This window comes from Rheinheimera nanhaiensis E407-8 (assembly GCF_000296695.1).
In the GTDB taxonomy this organism is placed as follows: domain Bacteria; phylum Pseudomonadota; class Gammaproteobacteria; order Enterobacterales; family Alteromonadaceae; genus Alishewanella; species Alishewanella nanhaiensis.
This window is the reverse complement of sequence record NZ_BAFK01000022.1, coordinates 42,107-61,240: the sequence shown is the minus strand read 5'-3', so window position 1 is coordinate 61,240 and position 19,134 is coordinate 42,107. Positions and strand designations below refer to the sequence as shown.

General features: G+C 51.5%; 15 protein-coding genes. 4 read left to right on the top strand and 11 right to left on the bottom strand.

Annotated elements, in window-relative coordinates:
- The 11 genes from RNAN_RS15465 to RNAN_RS15415 all read right to left on the bottom strand — a co-directional run.
- Positions 1-1,304, bottom strand: a 1,304-nt coding sequence (locus tag RNAN_RS15465) for a putative O-glycosylation ligase, exosortase A system-associated (RefSeq protein WP_040552313.1), incomplete at its 3' end; no start/stop codon positions are given.
- Between the two features lie 79 nt (positions 1,305-1,383).
- Positions 1,384-2,742, bottom strand: a complete 1,359-nt coding sequence (locus tag RNAN_RS15460; RefSeq protein WP_008223479.1) for a phenylacetate--CoA ligase family protein — start codon at positions 2,740-2,742, stop codon at positions 1,384-1,386.
- Positions 2,739-3,881 (bottom strand): glycosyltransferase family 4 protein, encoded by a 1,143-nt coding sequence (locus RNAN_RS15455; RefSeq protein ID WP_008223478.1) that lies wholly within the window; start codon positions 3,879-3,881, stop codon positions 2,739-2,741. The genes RNAN_RS15460 and RNAN_RS15455 overlap by 4 nt, the downstream gene beginning before the upstream one ends.
- A complete protein-coding gene (locus tag RNAN_RS15450) occupies positions 3,871-5,079 on the bottom strand; it encodes a TIGR04063 family PEP-CTERM/XrtA system glycosyltransferase (protein WP_008223477.1) in 1,209 nt (402 codons plus the stop codon). Before RNAN_RS15450 ends, RNAN_RS15455 begins: the two co-directional genes overlap by 11 nt.
- On the bottom strand, positions 5,079-6,971 hold the full coding sequence (locus RNAN_RS15445; protein ID WP_008223476.1) for an XrtA/PEP-CTERM system amidotransferase: 1,893 nt from the start codon (positions 6,969-6,971) through the stop codon (positions 5,079-5,081). The genes RNAN_RS15450 and RNAN_RS15445 overlap by 1 nt, the downstream gene beginning before the upstream one ends.
- Before the next feature lie 2 nt (positions 6,972-6,973).
- Positions 6,974-8,119, bottom strand: coding sequence for a TIGR03088 family PEP-CTERM/XrtA system glycosyltransferase (locus RNAN_RS15440; protein WP_008223475.1), 1,146 nt, complete (start codon positions 8,117-8,119; stop codon positions 6,974-6,976).
- Entirely contained in the window at positions 8,112-9,590 is a 1,479-nt protein-coding gene (gene xrtA, locus RNAN_RS18775) for an exosortase A (RefSeq protein WP_008223474.1), read from the bottom strand. The genes RNAN_RS15440 and xrtA overlap by 8 nt, the downstream gene beginning before the upstream one ends.
- Complete coding sequence (locus RNAN_RS15430; RefSeq protein ID WP_008223473.1) at positions 9,587-10,804, bottom strand: TIGR03087 family PEP-CTERM/XrtA system glycosyltransferase; 1,218 nt, start codon at positions 10,802-10,804, stop codon at positions 9,587-9,589. Before RNAN_RS15430 ends, xrtA begins: the two co-directional genes overlap by 4 nt.
- Positions 10,801-11,829 carry a FemAB family XrtA/PEP-CTERM system-associated protein gene (locus RNAN_RS15425; RefSeq protein WP_008223472.1) on the bottom strand — a complete coding sequence of 343 codons (1,029 nt, stop codon included), beginning with the start codon at positions 11,827-11,829 and terminating at the stop codon, positions 10,801-10,803. Before RNAN_RS15425 ends, RNAN_RS15430 begins: the two co-directional genes overlap by 4 nt.
- Before the next feature lie 17 nt (positions 11,830-11,846).
- Positions 11,847-12,695: an XrtA system polysaccharide deacetylase gene (locus RNAN_RS15420; protein WP_008223471.1), complete on the bottom strand. Its 849-nt coding sequence runs from the start codon at positions 12,693-12,695 to the stop codon at positions 11,847-11,849.
- Positions 12,696-12,700: 5 nt separating this feature from the next.
- The gene (locus RNAN_RS15415) at positions 12,701-14,110 is read right to left on the bottom strand and encodes a TIGR03013 family XrtA/PEP-CTERM system glycosyltransferase (RefSeq protein WP_008223470.1); all 1,410 of its coding nucleotides are present in this window, start codon (positions 14,108-14,110) and stop codon (positions 12,701-12,703) included.
- A 186-nt stretch (positions 14,111-14,296) separates the two neighbouring features.
- Here RNAN_RS15415 and RNAN_RS15410 point away from each other — a divergent pair, with 186 nt between their 5' ends.
- From RNAN_RS15410 to RNAN_RS15395, 4 genes are read left to right on the top strand one after another with little or no spacing between them, the layout of a single operon-like run.
- Positions 14,297-14,929: an XrtA/PEP-CTERM system exopolysaccharide export protein gene (locus RNAN_RS15410; protein WP_008223468.1), complete on the top strand. Its 633-nt coding sequence runs from the start codon at positions 14,297-14,299 to the stop codon at positions 14,927-14,929.
- Between the two features lie 43 nt (positions 14,930-14,972).
- A complete protein-coding gene (locus RNAN_RS15405; protein ID WP_008223466.1) occupies positions 14,973-16,571 on the top strand; it encodes an XrtA system polysaccharide chain length determinant in 1,599 nt (532 codons plus the stop codon).
- Positions 16,568-17,512, top strand: a complete 945-nt coding sequence (locus RNAN_RS15400) for an XrtA-associated tyrosine autokinase (protein WP_008223465.1) — start codon at positions 16,568-16,570, stop codon at positions 17,510-17,512. Before RNAN_RS15405 ends, RNAN_RS15400 begins: the two co-directional genes overlap by 4 nt.
- Positions 17,481-19,130, top strand: a complete 1,650-nt coding sequence (locus RNAN_RS15395; RefSeq protein WP_040552310.1) for a TIGR03016 family PEP-CTERM system-associated outer membrane protein — start codon at positions 17,481-17,483, stop codon at positions 19,128-19,130. Before RNAN_RS15400 ends, RNAN_RS15395 begins: the two co-directional genes overlap by 32 nt.
- The last annotated feature ends 4 nt before the right edge of the window (positions 19,131-19,134 follow it).

Sequence of the window (19,134 nt, the reverse complement as noted above, 5' to 3'; positions counted from 1 at the left end):
GGGGCGGGCGGGGCGGGTTGTGCCGGCGCCGGCTGATACAGCTTATAAATAGCGATTACGCTGATAAGGCCGGCAATGGCGTAAAGTAAGTCAAAATAGGCCAGACTGACGTTGTTGCCCGTCACGCCGTAGCCCACCAGAGACAGGGTAATGGCATGCGACAATTTAATGCACCACAGCTGATTATGCTGTTTGGCTAACCGGCCATTACGGGCATTCAGCAGCAACATACTCAGTAAGATCATCCCAAAGAAAAACAACCCGACATAACCATGATCGCCCAGCACCTGCAGGTAAATATTGTGCGCCGCTTTTGGCGCCACGCTTTGTGGAATAGGCGGGGTTTCAATCGGGCCAAAATAGGGCGTATAAGGGGCGTAACTGTACCAGAGCACCGGCTCGGTTACCGCTTTAAAGCCGCCACCGGTTAACGGGTTATCCCGCGCTATCATCACCGAGATTTTCCAGGCCCAAAGCCGGCCGATAAAAGAGGCGTCGTCGGTGCTGGCGGTTTGAATAGTGCTTTGTCGCTCGCGCCAATGCTCAGGCGTATATTGATAGGCGGAGGGCAGTACCAGGGCGGCCAACAGTAGCCACAGCAGTTTGCGTTTTGACGTCCACCAAAATGCCACCGCCAAAATCGCCAGGCCAATAAAACCGCCGCGGGAGCCTGTGCCTATTACGGCTACAATATTGCCGAAAAACAGCCCCCACAGCCCCAGCTTCAGATAATGATGTTTCGTCACGTAAATCAGATAAAGAATAAGCGGCAGACACATATTAATGGCAACGGCAAAATCGTTGCGGTCTCTAAGTGCGCCCGAGCGGCCTTTTACCATATGGCCGCCACCGGACAGCACCACTTTTACCGCTTCCATTGCCGCATAAGAGCACACCGCCAGTACAATAGCCCAAATCAGGGTGTCGATATGCAGCTTCTGGTTGACGATAAGCGTAATAAAAAAGTACAGCAACAGCACTTTAATAAACTGATTCCAGTAGCCCAGCGCATAGTTCTTGTCTACTGCGTCTATCGATGAGATCAACGTCCAGATAGCAAAAGCTAAAATCCAAAAACTTAAGCCATTAAACGCCAGTTTTTTTTGCTTTTGCACAAACAGATAAGACAAGGTGGTAACCAGCACTATGGTCAGGTTAAGCCGAAAATCGTTAGAGAAGCCAAACGCCCAGTTAGCCGGTGCCAGCAAAGCAATAAAGGTCCAGGCGGCAATGCCGATAAAGGGCCGCTTAAAACAAAAATAAATCGCAACAAATAAAAAGCCGACCAGTAATAAATCACGCATCAGGATTTGTCCTGCTTGTCAGCCCAATAAAACAAATAGCATACCGATACGATTACCGTGAGCAAATAAAGACTGTCTATCATGCGCTTACCTTACTGACCACATAACGGTATTTACCGGACTTTTCTGCGGCAATTTCATCAAGCTGTTCTATCTCAACCTCTACCGCCGCACCCAGCCGGGCCTTAATGCCAGCGCAAATTTGCGCCGCAATATCAGCCGGCAGCTCACCCGCTGGCCATACCAACTGCACCCGGGTCAGGTTCAGGCTTTCCTGCACAATTTTAAATGCGCTAATGCCGCTGATATCGCGCAGAATGTATATCAGCGCCAGGCCGTGCATCATAGTACCATCGGCGGCGATCACAAAATCAGTGCTGCGTCCTTCAATAGACTCCAGCAGTGGCAGGCTGCGGCCACAGCGGCAAGGCGTGGTTGAGCGGCTGGCAATGTCGCCGGTACGATAGCGGATAAACGGGAATTCTGAGGTGGCCAGGTGGGTTACGACAATTTCACCGGCCTGACCGTCAGGCAGCACCGTGCCGGTGGCCGGGTCGATAATTTCTACCACGATGTCTTCAAACGACAGGTGCATGCCACCGGCTGGGCATTGGTGAGCAATAAAACCGGCGTCGCGCCCGCCATAGCCATTGGCCACCGGCGCGGCAAACACCTGCTCAATCAGCTCGCGCTGGTAAGGGTAAAGCCGCTCTGAGGTGACAAACACCACCTTAATGCCCAGCTGAGTCAGGTCGATGCCATGCTTTTGCGCGGTTTGCGCCAGCAGATGATAAACCGACGGGTAGCCAAACAGCATTTTCGGTTTGTTGTCGATAATGCGCTGTAAAAAAGCCAGTTGTTTTTGCTCGGTTAAATCAAAGGCCGGGATAAGCTGCGAGCGGAACAGCAAATCGCGCATCACGCGGGCTCTGTCTTGAGCGCCTAATTCAATCGGTGAACCCCAGGCCACGATCTCTTTGTCACCAATATCAACACCCCACCAGCGGGTGGCACGCCATTTGGCGGCAACATCATGGGATACCCGCTCGTTACCGAGCAGGAATATCAGCGGCGCGCCGCTGGAGCCGCCGGTGTTAAAGCGCTTGAGCGGGCCGGCATCAGCCGCTTTTAGCCGGTCAAACTGCTGGCGGATAATGTCTTTGGTTAAAAACGGCAGTTTGGCTAAATCTGCGCTGCTTTTGATGTCGGCCGGTGTCAGCTTAAGGTGCTGCATCAGTTCGCGGTAATAAGGTACCTGCTGATAGGCTTGCGTGATAAAACGCTTAAGTGTGCTGCTTTGTAACGCGGTTAACTGCTCAAGCGGCAGCCACTGGCTGTGCTCCAGTGCGCGGCGCCGGCGCACCGTATCGTGCTTTTTTAGCCATTCCTGCAGTGGGAATACCAGCTGCGCGATAAACCGGGTATACAGCGAGCTCATTTATCGGTCTCCCTATCCGCTACTGCAGTGTGCTGCGCCTTAAGCACTTCATGGTAGTGCAGGGCCAGCTGTTGGCTGACATTGCTCCAGTGAAAGCGTTGGCTGTTCTCCAGGCCGTGTTGCACCAATTGTTGGCGCAGCGTTATTGAGGATAGTAGTTTTATTGACGCGCCGGCCAGTGCTGCAACATCGCCGGGTTCACACAGCAGGGCATCATGGTCATGGCGCACCAGATGGCTAATGCCGCCGACCCGGGTTGACACCACAGGTACGGCACAGGCCATGGCCTCAATCAGCGAGTTGGGCGAATTATCCACCAAACTGGTATTAAGCAGCAGATGAGCACTTTGATACAGTCTGGCCATTTGTTCAATGCTAAGCCGGCCGGTGAAATGCACGGCGTCGGTCAAATTAAGCTGTTGCACCTGTTGCTGCAGTGTATTACGTAGCGGGCCACTGCCGGCAATACTTAAGCGCGCCCTGGGGTAATGCTGGCGCACTTGTGCAAACACCGCTATCGCAGTGGCGACATCGTAGATGGCTTCCAGATTGCGCGTGACGATAATATGCACCGCGCTGGCTTTATCAATAGCAGTGAGCGCTGCGGGCGTTGCCAGGGGATGAAACAGCTGCTGATCAAGAATATTTGGCACTATGGCACTGGGATAGTGATAGTGCTGAAATACCTGCTGTAAAAACGCCGACGGCACCAACACCTTGCTGACCCGGCGCAATGAAAAGTGCACCACGGGCCAGCTTTTAGCAAAGAAGGTTTCTGCGTGGCCGCCACGGTAGTTGATGAGTACGGGGGTGTTTCTCAGCCAGCCCAGCCAGATAGCCGGGCTGGCAAACAAATGCCAGGACCAGCCCGAGTTTGCCATCACATGCACCAACTGCGCCCGGCCGATAGCCCGGTACAACAGCGCGAGATAAGGCACCAGGCGAAACAGCGCCCGAATGCCGGGCAGGCGACTTACCCAGGCCGGGCGATAGGGGGCGTTAACCGCCACCAGTTCTACTTGTGTGCCGGCTTGCAGTAATAGTTGTTGTAGCTGACGGGTTTGGTTAGCCATACCACCGGCAGGTGGTGGTATGGGCCCAACCAGACACAACTTTATGCCCTTTAGCTCAGCTGTCATGTAACAGCCTTGCGTAAAGTTGCTGGTAGGGCCGGGTAGTTGCGGCCCAATTACGCTCATTGCTGACAAAGGCGATGCCATTTTCAATGATCTGCTGGTGATCGCCGATATTTTTCAGAATACGGATGGCTTGCTCGGCTAAATCATCGACATTATCGCGCTGGAACAGCCAGCCAGTTTTACCATGTTCAATCAGCTCCAGATGACCCCCCACATCGGATGCCAGCAGCGGCATGCCCTGCGCCATAGCTTCAAGCGGTTTAAGTGGAGTGACCAGCTCGGTCAGGCGCATGGCTTTGCGCGGGTACACCAGCAAGTCGACCAGGCTGTAATATTTCATCACCTCCTGATGCGGCACCCGCCCCGGCATAATCACGGCGTCCTCAAGCTTAAGTTGCTGCACTAACTGCTCCAGCGCCTGTTGTTGTGGCCCACCACCGACCAGCAACAGGCAGGTATCTGGCAGCGTTTGGCGAATTTGCAGCAGGGCTTTGATCAACAAATCCAACCCCTCATAGGCATAGAATGAGCCCAAAAAGCCCAGCACTCTTTTGTTTTTTAACTTAAGTTGCTGTTGCAGTTGCAGGTTTTTTTCATTGATGCGACTAAACTGGGCGGGGTCAACGGCGTTGGCAATCACGGTAATTTTGTGGCTGTCGATACCGCGGTCAATCAGATCCTGTTTTAGGCCCTGGCAAATGGTGGTAATGGCATCGGCGCGTTTTGCTACATAGGTCTCTAGCGCCCGGGTGAGCCGATAGCGCAGGTCGCCCTCTTTACAACTGCCATGATCGACGGCGGCATCTTCCCAGAAAGCGCGGATTTCATACACCACCGGCAGTTTTACCTGCTTTGCCGCCCACAGTGCGGCCAGACCATTTAATGCCGGCGAGTGAGCGTGTAGCACGGCCGGTTGTTCCAGCCTTACCACCTGTAAAATGCGCTGTTTTAGTGCCAGCACCACGGCCAGCTCTTTTAGTACCGGCAGCCGCCAAAACCAGCTGCTGTAGGGTTTGGTGCGATAAAAGTTCAAACCATCGGCTTGTTCCATCGCGTTGTCGCTGTGCGGATGCTTTGGGCTGGTGACATGACAGGTTTGATAGCCCAGGTTGTGCTGCTGGGTTAACAGGGCACGCGAGCGAAAGGTGTAGCCGCTGTGTAGCGGCAGCGAATGATCGAAAATATGCAGAATTTTCATCAGCCCGCGCGCTCCAAAAAGGCGGAAAACATCAGCAGGGTCCATAAAATGGCGCTGTTGTCTTTAATAGCGCGCTGATGATCGCTCAGTAGCTGGCTAATCTCGGCCATATTGAAGTAGCCACTTTGCTGCATCACCTCTGACAGCAATTTATCCTGCAGCTTTTGTTGCAGCGGGCCGCGAAACCACTCTGAGAGTGGCACGGCAAAGCCCATTTTTTTACGGTACAGCACATCTGCCGGTAAATAGGGCTCCAGCGCCCGTTTTAAGGTGTATTTCCCGACGCCGTCATGCAGGTTAGCGTCTGACTGTGCAGTAAAGGCCCATTCAACAAATTTATGGTCTAAAAACGGCACCCTGACTTCCAGTGAATGGGCCATCGAGGCGCGGTCAACCTTGGTTAAGATATCGCCGACCAGATAGGTTTTCATATCCAGATACTGGGCAATTTTCATCGGGTCCAGATGCTGCACCTTGTCACCATAACGGCGAAACACCTGCAACGAGTTATAGCCGTTAAGCTGTTGCTTAAAGCTGGTTGAGAACAGCCGCTGCCGCTGATCCTGGCGCATAATGGCGATAGAGTTGTGGTAAGCCGCTACGGTGTCCAGTGCCAGTGACTGAAAGGTGGTTTTCGCCCGTAAAAAGCGCGGTGCCCAATCAAGCTTAGGATACACCTTGCCCAAAAAGCCAAATAACGGCCGGCGCAGCCACAGCGGCAGGGCCTTACGCAAGCGCTCTTCATGCAGGTGCAGTTTATAACGGCGATAACCGGCAAACAGCTCGTCAGCGCCGTCACCACTTAACGCCACGGTAACATGCTTACGTGCCATCTGGCAGACTCGGTAGGTAGGAATGGCTGAGCTGTCGGCGTAAGGCTCGTCGTATAAATCGGCCAGTTTGTCCAGCAGTTCAAAATCGTTCTGGCTGACTATATCTTCGTGATGGTTTGTCTGATAACGCGCGGCAACCTGACGGGCAAAGTCAGTTTCGTTAAATTCCGGGCTGTCAAACCCAATAGAGCAGGTGTTGACTGGCTCGTCTTGCAGGCCAGCCATCATGGCGACCACGGCGCTGGAATCGACACCACCGGATAAAAACGCGCCCAGCGGTACTTCGGCTACCAGACGGATCTGCACGGCTTCACGTAAACGGCGGATAATATCCTCGCTCAGCTCCTGCTGGGTTAGGCTATGCTGCCAGTGGCTTGGCACATCCCAATACTGCCTGGGTTCAGGCAGCTGTTTATCGCCATAGCGCAGCAGCAGCGTATGGCCGGGGGCCAACTTGTAACTGTGCTGGTAAATGGTATGCGGCTCTGGCACATAACCAAAGCTAAAGTAGTCTTCAATGGCGCTGTCGCGCAGTTGATGCACAAACTGTGGGTGCTGGCGCAGCACCTTAAGCTCAGAGCCAAACAGCAACTGGCCGTTATCTAACAGGCTGTAAAACAAGGGTTTTACGCCCAGACGGTCACGGGCTAAAAACAGGCATTGTTGTGTTTTATCCCAAATGGCAAAGGCGAACATACCACGTAAGTGCTGCACACAGTCCGGACCCCATTCCAGCCAGGCATTAAGAATGGTTTCGGTGTCGCCTGCGGTAGCAAACTGATGGCCTTTTTCCTGCAACTGTTGGCGTAATTCGCGATAGTTATAAATTTCGCCGTTAAACACGATCCAGGCTTGCTGGTTGGTGCTCTGCATCGGCTGCGGGCTGCCGGCAATATCAATAATGGATAAACGCCGGTGGGCCAGGCCAATACCCGGGCCATAGAAATAGTCGCCGGCGTCGGGGCCCCGATGCCACTGGCTGTCATTCATTTTGCTGAGAATGGTGCTGTCAGGCTGCTGCTGACTATTCAGCTGATAAATTCCTGCGATACCACACATGGTTAGCGTTGCGTCCTTGTTATGTCGTAAATCCGTCTATAGCGGTTTACCATCGTATCTATACTAAAGTGCTGATGGCAATGGTTTTTTACCAACTCTGCGTCGGTTTTTAATGCCTGTGGCTGCTTAAGGTACCGAAGCATCGCTTGCATTAAGGCCTGAGCGTCACCGGAGGGCACCAGATTAGTATGGCATAGGGCCGGTGGTAACAGATCCGGATTACCGCCCACGGCAGTGGCGATAACCGGGGTGCCCGCCGCCATCGCTTCCAGCAGGGTGTTGGAGATCCCCTCGGCTAACGATGGCAGCACAAAGACATCGGCGGCCTGCATTACACTGGTAATATCCTGACGCTCGCCGCTAAAGTGGACCTTGTCGCTGATGCCAAGCGCCTGGCTTTGCTGCTCTAACACTGCCCGGCACGGGCCATCGCCAACCAGCACCAGCCGGGCTGTACCGCTAAACTGTGGTGCTTGCTGAAGCAATAGTGCAAAAGCGCGTAGCAACAATGCATGGTTTTTTACCGTGGCGAGGCGGCCGACGCTGACAAAAAGCACAGGCGCAATGCTTTGTGAGTGTGGCCAAAGTTGTACCGGCGCTGCCGCAGCAAAGCGCTCAACATCGACACCGTTACATATGCGGCTAAGCCTTGCTGCCGAGATGCCGATTTTATTGCGTAGATACTGCTCAGATTCGGCCGACAGGCAGATAAAGTGGTTAACGAAGCGCTGGAACAAGCGCCTGATCAGCTGGTTTTTCTTACTGCTGCCGCCGATATCCGTACTATCCCAACCATGCTCACCATGCAGGCGCAGTGGCACCTTGCGCCACCAGCCTACAGTTTGCAGCTCCAGCGTCGCCAGATTGCGGCTGTGCAGCACGTCGGGTTTCAGCTGTTTTAACAGCTGATTTAACCGGCTAAAGGTGCCCCAGTCGTGGCCGGGCGCCTTATCTAAACAATAAAACCGGACATTGCCTGTGGTTATGCGGGTGGCAAACTTAGGGTCGTGGCCGCTAAGGGTAATAATGCTGTGTCTAAACTGGCCGGCCGGCAAATGATTAATTAAATTTACCACACCGTTTTCCAGCCCACCGGTACTGAAGTGCCAGATTAAATGCGCAATATGCACAGGCGGTTGCTCAGTCATAAGCGCCACTCTGTTGCTGCAGTGACCGGGTCTGTGTAGACTCGGCAAGGTGTTCGGCCGCATCAAGCAAGACGCTGACATTTGTCTCAGTCATTTTGCCTTTGCTTGAGGTGGCAATGACTGCCGCCGTTGAGCTGTCGTCAGTAAGATAAGCCGTCGCCTGATAAAGTTTGGTATTAAGCTCAGACGCTGTGCGCCTTTCACCAACCTGATACCAATAGATAAGCGTTCTGTACTCGCCGATTAGGTTACGCAGCTCCAGTAAGGCGTAATTGGCGCTGTGCCGGCGCTGCTTTACCTGCCAGACTTGCTTGTCAAACAGCTGATTACTCCAGCTTATCAGTTCGCCCTGTGTCTGTTTATTGGCATACTGAGCGTAATAATACTCAATGTTGTTCTTGTCCTGAGCGCTGAGATAACTCTGGCTGCTGTTAAAGCGGATGCCCCAGTTAGACTCCACAGTGCCTGAGGCAACAAAGGGCAGGCTAAGCTGGTTGGCCTGTATCGGCGCTGCACTGACCTGCAGTGACGCGCGAAAGCTGAGTGTAAGTGCCAGCACGCCTATGGCAGCAATTAGTGGTACAGACAGTTGCCATGATGTTGCCGGCGAGTTTTGGCGCGGTTTATTAGGCGCTGGCTGTGCTGTGAGCGGATCAGCGAAACGCGCGCCCAGCCAGAAACCGGCTAACAGCACTAAACCAAAAAATAGCCAGCCGTACAGGTAATGGTCAGCACCAAACCCCAGCTGCATGTTGGACTTTTCACCAATAAACACCAGCATAAAGGCCCGTACGCCGTTGGCCAGCACTGACAGGACAGCCATAAAACCAACAAACAGAAACTGCTTCCACCACTTGCGATAGTGTAAGTGAGCAAACAATACCGAGATGGCCAGCGCCGCGATTAAAAATCGTAAACCTGAGCAGGCTTCTGCCACTTCAAATAAGCCAACCGGTGTGGCCAGATACAAACCTTCACGGTATACCGGGATTTGCACCAGATGCAGCATCATCACCGTAAGGTCGGCAGTGATATTTTGTAGAAAAGGTGACAGCTCTTCACCAAAGGGCAGCAGAAAAATCAGATAGGCCAGTGCGAAACGGTGCTGGTAACTGCGCTGATTACCCAGCAGCAGCCAGATAATAGCCTGCAGGCTTAACACAGCAGCACCATGCATTAGCAACGCCAGGTCAGCCGCGAAGCCAAATAGCCAGATGGCTTGCAGCAGCACAATAGCAAGCAGCGGCAACCACAACCAGCGCCGGTCAATTGATGTCTGTGGCAGCTGATGCCGCTTTTGCCAGAAGAAATACAGGCTGATCGGTAAAATTAAATAACAATGGTTATAGGTGGCAGAGCTGCGCCAGACCCGCTCCATATCTAACCAGGTGCTGGCGTAAAGCGTAGCGTAGATGCTCACAAGCAGTGCCATAGCCGCCAACCAGAGAATACGCTGCATGCCGGCTGTCATAGCGGATACTCTGCTTCAATCAGATGGGGCAAAGCCGCCAGCGTGCGAGGCCAGGTAAAATGCTCCAGGATCCATTGCCGGTTGGCGGGCGCAGGTTGTGCTGCCAGCAGCTGCAAACAAGCCTTGCTGAACTGCTCTACACCGTCGGCAACGAGGGCATTGGCATTTAGAGGGGCATTAATCCCCTCCATCGCCATCGGGCTGCAAACAACGGCTTTGTTCATTGCCATCGCCTCGAGCACTTTATTTTGAATGCCGCGGGCAATTAACATCGGGGCGACGGCAAAGCGTGCTGCCGCCAGATACGGCCGCACATCGGCGACTCTGCCGGTGACTACCACACCACTTTGCCGGCTAAGCGCCTGCACATCGGCAGTGGGGTTGCCACCGACAATCCAAAACTGTAACTGAGGTTGATGTCGCCGTAATACCGGCCAAACGTGTTGGCAAAACCAGCACACAGCGTCGACATTGGCCCAGTAATCCATGGCGCCGGTAAAGACAATAAAATTCGCCGGTAATGAGTTCTCAGCGCATGTGATGGGCGCATCGGGGCTAAAGTAATCTGTATCAACGCCATTAAGTAAACTGAGCACCTTTGACTGTAAATCTGGCGCTAGCAGGTGACGAAAAGCGCTGGCTTCATCTTCTGACACAAACAAACTGCGGTCAAAGCGTTGGCAAATGGCCAGCTCATATTGCTGTAGTAAGCGCGCTTCGCGTTGATAAAACCATTTTTTTACACCGGCGGACTTAGCGGCATACTGGCGCCATTTGTCTGAGTCAATATCAACAAAATCAATCACCCGGGTTAATTGGGCAAAATTGGCACCGTCAGCGTACTGCGCCATTGACGAGGAATACACCAACACCTTTTGTATGCCGTAACGGGCCTGGGTTTGGCTGACCCAGGCAGCCATTTGCCGCTGGTAGTAGTAGGGCAGCGTAATCGCCTTGGCGCTGATAAAACCACTCAGGCCGCTTAACATTGCCCGCCACTTGGACAGCTTTAAACAACAGACTGTTTCGCACCACTGCTGCAGGCGGCTAATGTATTGCCGGTCAAAGTCATCGTCATAAAAGCAGCCCAGATGTACCTGGTAGCGCTCGCTTAGTGCTTTAAGTAAATGAAAGGAGCGGATCTTATCGCCTTTATTCGGCGGATACGGAATACGGTGTACCAGTAGCAGTAGCGGCGGTTTTGGCTGGTTCATCCCAGATACCTCGACAACTGAGGGCCAAGCCATTGGCTGACTGTTAAGGGCAGCTTTTGCCACAGGCTGATAAACAGCCGATATTTCGGGTTATTCGGGCTTAAATTAGGCAGCTCGCTGGCCGTGATCAACTGGTATTGATAGGGCAGCTCTACCGGTGTCATACCCCAGTGCTTTTTATATTGATAAGCTCCGGAATCTAGTTTGCTGCGGCCAAAATCGTAACGGTCACAGCCTTTGTTCTGTCTGGCATGGCACATCAGTTGGTAATACATAAAGTCGTTACTTTTCAGCGATTTTGCTTCACTGATGCCGCCGCCGTAATAGGGCAGTACCTCGCCTTTGAAATAAAAGCTCAGTACCGACGACACCGCTTGCTGTTGCTTACGCACAGTCAAAATTTCGCTCTGCTGCGGAAAGGCTTGCAAAATGCTGTTAAAAAACGCTTTGCTAAACACCGGCGTGCCTAAGTTGCGTACGCTTTCTGAATAGGTTTGGTAAAAATCTTCGCTTTGATTATCAAGCGTATAGTCTAAAGATTCGTTAAGCGCGTGACGAATAACCGCACGCTGCTTTTTCTTGATGTTGGCTAAAATGAGCTCTGGGCTGTCGGCCAGCTCGCAGGCGAAGTAGGCATGCTGGCTGCGGGTAATGAACTGATTATCCTGTGCTGTTTTGTAGCGTAGCTCCAGGTGTTGCACCTTAAGACGTTGTGCCAGCTTTAGCGCTTCTTGTTCTAAAAAGCGTTTGGCAGCCTCTTCGCCTACCGCCCCGCCATAAACACAAAAGGGTGTCGAGACTAACGCATCACCAAATAAACGGCTTTTTACCCGGGCCAGCGGCAACACTGCTAAGATATTGCCAGCGACAGTGGCGTACAGGTAATAGCATTTATGGCCTACCGCCGTAATCACGTCCTGCCAGGCAGCTAAATGAAAAAAAGTACCGTCATGCTGCGCTGTGACAAATTCATCCCATGCTACGGCGTGCTCGTCCCTGAGCGACAATGTATTCAGCTGATACATCTCAATCCCTTAATACGTTAAGCAAAGTACGGCTGATAAACTTCCTGCATACTGCGCCATTTATAATCTTGTAACAGCCGCACCAGTTTGGCTTCCATCCGCGTTAGATTGGTGTAGTGCCTGAACCGAGATTTCAATGGCGCCTGATTAAATCTGGGTTGTCCGGGGTCGATTTCCCAAGGATGAAAGTAAAACATATAAGGGCTGCTACTGTGCTTCAGATAACTGTCGATACACTTTTTACTCAGCCAGTAGGGCAACAGCCGAAAGTAACCGCCGCCTGCTATAGGCCACTGTTTGCCGGCCTTGTTTAGCACTGGCATTGGGCATTCCCAAATACCTTCATCACGTTTGTACGGTTGCTGAGGCCAGTCCGGTGTGCCATATAAATCGTGTACCACCGGATAAGTGCTGGAGCTGTACAGGTAGCCTTCTTGTTGTAGCAGTGCAAAAGCCCATTCATTGCTTTTGTTGATAGAAAAGCTGGGCGCGCGGTAACCCAGGACTGCTGCGCCGGTCAGATCTTCCAGCAGCGCTTTGGCGCGATGGATATCCTGCTGAAACTCTGCCGCGCTTTGCACTGTGGCTTTGGCATGAGCATAACCGTGGCTGGCCACTTCATGTCCGGCAGCGTGAATTTTTTTAACCAACTGTGGAAAACGCTCGGCAACCCAACCCAGGACAAAAAAGGTTGCGGTTGCCTGATGGTCAGCAAATTGCTGCAATAAAATATCGGTATTACGCTCAACCCGCTGCGGCAGGCTATGCCACTGCGTTTGGCTTATCGTGGCATCAAACGCCGCCACGTGAAAATAGTCTTCGACATCAACGGTCAGTGCATTACATCTTGGCTCTGCTAACTGCATTATGACTAGCGTCCTTTACCGAATAATACTATTTCTACGGTTCTGACCAGGATCATCAAGTCCAGCATCAGGCTGCGATGTTTAATGTAATACAAATCGAATTTAAGCTTTTCCTGTGCGTCTTCTGCGGTGGCGCCATAGGGATATTTCAGCTGTGCCCAACCGGTTAAACCTGGTTTCACGTTATGACGCTGATTGTAATACGGAATGTCTTTTGCCAGTTGACTGACAAACTCAGGACGTTCAGGCCGTGGGCCAACAAAACCCATATCACCTGAGAGTACGTTTAACAGCTGAGGTAGCTCATCAATGCGGTACTTGCGAATAAAACGGCCGACGCGGGTCACCCTGTCATCATTTTCAGTTGCCCAGCGTGCACCATTTTTCTCGGCGTCGGTGCGCATACTGCGAAACTTAACGATATAGAAAGGTTTACCGTCATAGCCAACGCGCAGTTGCCGGTAAAAAATAGAGGCACCGGTTTTATAGCCGTCTTCCAGATAGATACACAGCGCCGTGATCAGCATTACCGGCCAGGTTACTGCCAGCATCAAAACCGCCAGCACGACGTTGAGTTTGTAATCCAGGTTGGTTTTAAAGGCATGGTTAAGTTCCAGGCCGTTGGCATAAATCACCCAGCTTGGGTATATCAGGTTAACAGCAATTTGGCCGGTTTCGCGTTCAATAAAATCAAGAATTTCAATCACATCAATACCGCGAGTTTTACATTTAAACAAATGCTCAACCGGCAACATGTTACGCCGCTCATCACAGGCGATTACCAGCTGATCAATGCGGTGCTCCTGCACAAACTGAAACAGGTCATTTTTGTAGTCGAAATGCGCCAGACGGTGAGAGGGGATGCCAGCGTCTTTATCGCCTTCAATTGGGGTAAAACCAATAATGTCGAAGTTACGTTTGTCGACACTGCGGCGCATCCGCCGTTCAATAATAGAGGCGCGCTCGCCGGCACCTAACACCAACACCCGACGGCGGCTGATGCGGGTAATGTCGTGATAGTGGAAAAAGGCTCTGAAGCCAGATAACAAGGCGGCAGCCAGCGCCGAAGCACCAGCCAGATAGGCTGTGCCAATGTGTAATGACGGGAATAACTGAAAAACAATAAGCTCAAGTAAAATAGCGTTAAACAGCAGGGTTATCACAACGCGCTTGATAATGCCTTTCTGGCCTTCCCGCAGTTTCTGGTCATATAACCCGACCGACAATGCACATAGCATAACAGACGCCGCAAACAGTACGGCGTTTAGCAGCTGGTGTTCAAAGGAGACGGCAAACAGGTATTTATCATGGAGATAACTGGCAAGCATACTGGCGACTAACAGTAAAGTTACTTCACCCAGTAAAAACAGCTTATCGGCAATCGTATTTCGTCCGTAACGACTTGCTTTACTCATAACGACATCCTTGTTGCATCCATTGCGTACAGGCTGTTGCAGGATAGCAATGCTACCACGCTGCAAAAGTTAGCTCGCTAATTATACTATTTTTAAAAAAAAACAGAAATTAAATTTTCGTTTTTTGCAGCACAAGCGTAAATTTTTAAGTTATATTAGTTAGGCATCAGCATAAGGATGAGTAATATGATGGCAAGATCTGCGAAAGGAATGTGCGGTTTTTGGGTGTTATTCTGTTGGTTTATCAGTGGTTGCAGTAGCAATACCTTGCCTGGCGCCACTGTGCAGAGTTCACTTACCACCTCAGTTGAGAACTATCAGTATCTGGTAGGCCCCTTAGATAACGTATCTATCTTTGTCTGGCGTAATCCCGAGTTGTCCGGCACCTTTATTGTCAGGCCTGATGGCAGAATTTCAACGTCGCTGGTCGAGGATGTGCCTGTCAGCGGCAAAACCCCTACTCAAATCGCCCGCGACATGGAGGCGATACTCAGTAAATACATCCGTGACCCGGTAGTCACCGTATCGGTTACTAATTTTGTCGGCCCCTACAGTGAGCAGGTGCGTGTTATTGGTGCAGCCACTAATCCCAGAGCAATCAATTACAATCAGTATATGACGTTACTGGATTTGATGATTGAAGTGGGCGGCCTGACTGAGTTTGCTGATGGTAACGGCGCTAAGTTGGTCAGAGTGGTAGAGGGTAAACAACAAACATTTGAATTACGGCTGGATGATCTGATCCGGGAGGGAGAAATCAGCGCTAACGTTGATATTTTGCCGGGAGATGTCGTGATAATTCCTGAGGCTTGGTTTTAAGCGCTAAGCCTCGGAAAAGCAGTAACAGTTCAGGGAGCGATAAATGAGAGAACTGCAACAAGCTATAGAGCAGGTGCAAACTTATCTACAAGGAGTGTGGTTAAGACGCCGCTATATTGTCATTACCGCCTGGCTGGTATGCCCGGCAGGTTGGTTTTTTGTTTACAACATGCCGCCGACCTTTGAAGCCAGCGCCAAATTATATGTAGAAACCAGCACTGTATTGCAGCCGCTATTGCAAGGCTTGGCACTGCGTACCAATAGCGATGATGAAATTAAACTGATGGCCCGCACCTTACTCAGCAGGCCCAATCTGGAAAAAATTGCCCGCGCGACCGATTTAGATATACAGGCCAAAGACGATAAATCCTTTGAAAGCCTGATAGACAGCTTGCAGTCGAAGATAAAAATATCGGCGTCTGGCCGTGAAAACATTTATGTGATTGCTTACAGCAACCCTCAGCCACAGTTGGCATTAAAAGTGGTACAAGAGACATTAAACAACTTCGTTGAGGGCCGGTTGGGGTCCAGCCGGGCGGACTCTCAGACTGCAGAGCGCTTTTTGAACGAGCAGATTGCGGATTATGAGCGTCGTTTGATGGAAGCGGAAATTAGACTGTCGGATTTTAAGAAGAACCGGCTCAGTTTGTTGCCAGGCAATGAAAGTGATTACTACGGCCAGATTAGCAGTGAAAAAAAGCGTCTGGACGAAGCCCGTTTGGGATTGCGCGAGCTGGAGACCCGGCTTAGCTCAGCGCGCAGTCAGCTGGAAGGGGAAGAGCCGGTATTTGGTGTCATGCCATTTTCCTCCGGCAGCGCCTCGCGCCAACCTACTCAGTTTGACGACCGGATCCGCAGTTTACAGTCACAGTTAGATAACTTATTGATCCGTTATACCGAGTTTCACCCGGATGTACTGGAAACTAAACGTTTGCTGGCACAGCTGGAGCAGCAGCGTGATGAAGAGTTGATGGCAATGGCGCAGTTTTCCTCAGAAAATCCGCAGCAAAGTGCCGGGTTAAATCAGAACGCGGTTTATCAGGAGTTGCGTATCAGTGTTGCCCGGCTGGAAACCGAAGTTGCCTCAGCACGGGTTAGAGTGAAGGCGTTTGAAGACGCTGTCGCCACGTTGGAAAGCAAACTTAACCTTATTCCGGAGATCGAAGCCGAGTTTACCGGCTTAAACCGCGATTACGATATTACCAAGTCAAAATACGAGGCCTTGCTGGCCAGACGGGAGTCGGCTGAGCTGTCGCGTCGGGCTGATGCCTCAGAGCAGGATGTACAGTTTAATATTATTGAGCCGCCAAGGGTGCCATTAACGCCATCAGGGCCAAACCGTGGCTTGTTTTATACCATGGTACTGATAATCGGTATTGGTGCCGGCGTATTTATGGCGTTTTTACGCAGCCTGATTTCGCCGGTATTAACCCGTGCCTCGCAATTGCAAAGTATTACTGATTTGCCGGTGTTTGGCGTTGTGTCACATACCGAGAAGGCGACAATTTTGCGACAGGTCAGAATGCACTTTGTTTATTTTGCCTTATTAAGTGGGGGCTTACTGCTATGTTATGCCGCGCTGTTAAGTAATGAGGTGTTGTTTGGACGTTCAGCAGAACTGTTGTTGAGGGTGATCCGGTGAGTATTATTGAAAAAGCCATTAATAAACAGGCAGAATTCCCGGCTAAGCCACGTGACACCTCAATTGAACGCGCCCAGCAGGAGCACAGCCCGGCTCGGTCAGACGTTTTTATTGAGCCTGCAGCCGAAGCACCGTTAAACGCTGAGGTGTTCACCAAGGCAGAAACTGCGCCGCCAGTTGAGGAGCCAGCCAAGCCGGTACGGGACCATAAGGCAACTGTGACGCTTAACTTACAACAGTTAGAGCAACGTAATTTTGTCTCCTTGTCCAGCGAGCGGCGGCTTATTAATGAAGAGTATCGGGTAATAAAACGTAAGCTGATTAATAACGCTGTGGGGGCATTAAGTCAGACATTAAAACATCCCAACCTGATTTTGGTCACCAGCTCACGGCCGGGTGAAGGAAAAACCTTTTCTGCCATTAACCTGGCATTGAGTATTGCTCTGGAACAGGATAAAACGGTACTGCTGGTCGACAGCGATGTGTTGCGGCCAAGCGTGTCAAAAACTCTGCAAATTCAGCATGATGTTGGTCTGACAGACTATTTGTTATCCGACAAAATTGGCGTATCTAACATTATGTTAAGTACTAATGTTGAGCGGTTAAAAATTATCACCGCCGGCCGGCCTCATCATTTGTCCACCGAGTTGTTAGCCAGTGAGCGGATGGAAATGTTAGTGAACGAGTTCGCCACCCGTTACCATGATCGGATTGTTATTTTTGATGCGCCACCGCTGCTGGGCGTCAACGAAACTGCAGTTATGGCATCGATGTGTGGGCAGGCTGTTATCGTGGTCGAGGAAAATCATACTAAGCTGTCAGAAATTGAGCAGGCGGTAGCTTTACTACCAAAAGATATCGCGACCGGCTTTTTAATTAATAAAGCTCATCGTAATCAGGGTAAAGGCTATGGTTACGGCTATTATTATGGCGCCAATTAAAACTGATAAGATGCCGGGCTACCCAGTTAGACTGCCGTTGTTGTTGCTGGCGCTAAATCTGACGGGTGTGGCCTCGGTAATGGCTGCAGAGGTGCAGATTAAACCGGCTGTGACGGCCAGTGGCTATGGCTTCTGGTTGCGACAGGACGAAACCGGTGGCGGTTTGGATAAGGGGCTGGCAGCGCTGTTATCTCCGACGCTGGGGATTAATGCAACGGGTAAACAATTATCTTCTGCGCTTAGCCTGAAAAATGAATCTGTTTGGTACGACGACAGCCAGCGCTCGCATAAAAGTTTGTCCAGTTATAACTGGCGCAGTCAACTTACGGCGTTGGATGAGCGGTTCAGGGTAGGGCTGAGCGCCAGCTCGGCACACCGTATTCGTAATTCGCAAGCCGGCGTGTTTTCCGACATTATTACCGGTTCGGATAATTTATCGAAAACATCCAGTCTGGGCGCCAATCTGGGCCTGTCGACAGGGGCAAGTGCCGATGTATACAGCCGGCTTGGGCTGGATTATCGCCGCTTGCGCTCCGACACACCCGAGCTTGATGATGGCATAGGCAATTTTGCTAACGATGCCTATACCACAACCTTGGCAATGGGCAGCGCTGATCGGCAGTCTGCCCTGTTTTGGCAAGCCAGTGGCAGCTATCGTAAAACGGATCGTGAAAGTGGCGAAAGTTTTACTGCTAAGCAGGCCGCAGCGACCGGAGGGGTGCCGCTGTATCGTAACTTATCGGCGATAGTCAGAGGAAGTTATGACAATAACGAAGCCGGTCGTAGCTACAACAATGAGTTTGTCTCTTACGGCGCGGGCTTGGAATATAAGATTGGCCGCGCATCGCGCATCAGCGTCAGCCGAAACCGGGCGGTGATCACCAGTAACAGTTCTCCAGATCTGGAAGTGCGCGAAACCTACACCGCCGCTGAGGTGTTTTTAGCCCCCAGCCGCCGCACATCGCTATCCTACACGCTGGACCGACGCTATACCGGACGCACTGCCGTGATGCAGGGCAGCTATCAGCTGCGTTTCCTGTCATTGCGTTTATCGCTGTCTGACACCGTGCAAACCTTATCAACGCTTGATGAAGTAACTGAAGATCTGGGCATTTTCGTCTGCCCGGATACGGCTGCGCAGTTCAGTGATTGCTTTCGTCCGCCGACGAACAATTATCAGCTACAAACCGGCGAAAGCTTCCGGCAGTTATTTGGTACCGAATTAGAGCTGTCTGAGCAAATTATTAATCGTCGGTCAGCGTCTTTTGCAGCCGGTTACAACCGCAACAGGCTGGCATTGAACCTGCTGGTTAGCCGCAGTGAAGATGATTATGTTGAATCAGGCCGGCAGAGTGAGCGCGATACCATCTCGTTACAATCTAGCTGGCGGTTAACACCCCATGCCAGTTTGCTGCTAAATGCACGTTACTACGATATTGACTATGGCACAGAGCAACGAGCCGATAAAAATCTGTCGCTGGAGGGGGGAATTAAATACCAGCTTAACAGCAGGGCAGATGTCAGTGCGATGTTCCGTCGCATTGAACGTGATTCTACCCTGGCTAGCCGGGATATCTCCGAAGACCGGGTCTGGCTGAGTCTGAGCCAACGTTTTTAACCGC

Coding starts and splice junctions, on each gene's coding strand:
- RNAN_RS15460 (WP_008223479.1), bottom strand. CDS start 2,742: ATGAGCTCGCTGTATACCCGGTTTATCGCGCAGCTGGTATTCCCACTG.
- RNAN_RS15455 (WP_008223478.1), bottom strand. CDS start 3,881: ATGACAGCTGAGCTAAAGGGCATAAAGTTGTGTCTGGTTGGGCCCATA.
- RNAN_RS15450 (WP_008223477.1), bottom strand. CDS start 5,079: ATGAAAATTCTGCATATTTTCGATCATTCGCTGCCGCTACACAGCGGC.
- RNAN_RS15445 (WP_008223476.1), bottom strand. CDS start 6,971: ATGTGTGGTATCGCAGGAATTTATCAGCTGAATAGTCAGCAGCAGCCT.
- RNAN_RS15440 (WP_008223475.1), bottom strand. CDS start 8,119: ATGACTGAGCAACCGCCTGTGCATATTGCGCATTTAATCTGGCACTTC.
- xrtA (WP_008223474.1), bottom strand. CDS start 9,590: ATGACAGCCGGCATGCAGCGTATTCTCTGGTTGGCGGCTATGGCACTG.
- RNAN_RS15430 (WP_008223473.1), bottom strand. CDS start 10,804: ATGAACCAGCCAAAACCGCCGCTACTGCTACTGGTACACCGTATTCCG.
- RNAN_RS15425 (WP_008223472.1), bottom strand. CDS start 11,829: ATGTATCAGCTGAATACATTGTCGCTCAGGGACGAGCACGCCGTAGCA.
- RNAN_RS15420 (WP_008223471.1), bottom strand. CDS start 12,695: ATGCAGTTAGCAGAGCCAAGATGTAATGCACTGACCGTTGATGTCGAA.
- RNAN_RS15415 (WP_008223470.1), bottom strand. CDS start 14,110: ATGAGTAAAGCAAGTCGTTACGGACGAAATACGATTGCCGATAAGCTG.
- RNAN_RS15410 (WP_008223468.1), top strand. CDS start 14,297: ATGATGGCAAGATCTGCGAAAGGAATGTGCGGTTTTTGGGTGTTATTC.
- RNAN_RS15405 (WP_008223466.1), top strand. CDS start 14,973: ATGAGAGAACTGCAACAAGCTATAGAGCAGGTGCAAACTTATCTACAA.
- RNAN_RS15395 (WP_040552310.1), top strand. CDS start 17,481: ATGGTTACGGCTATTATTATGGCGCCAATTAAAACTGATAAGATGCCG.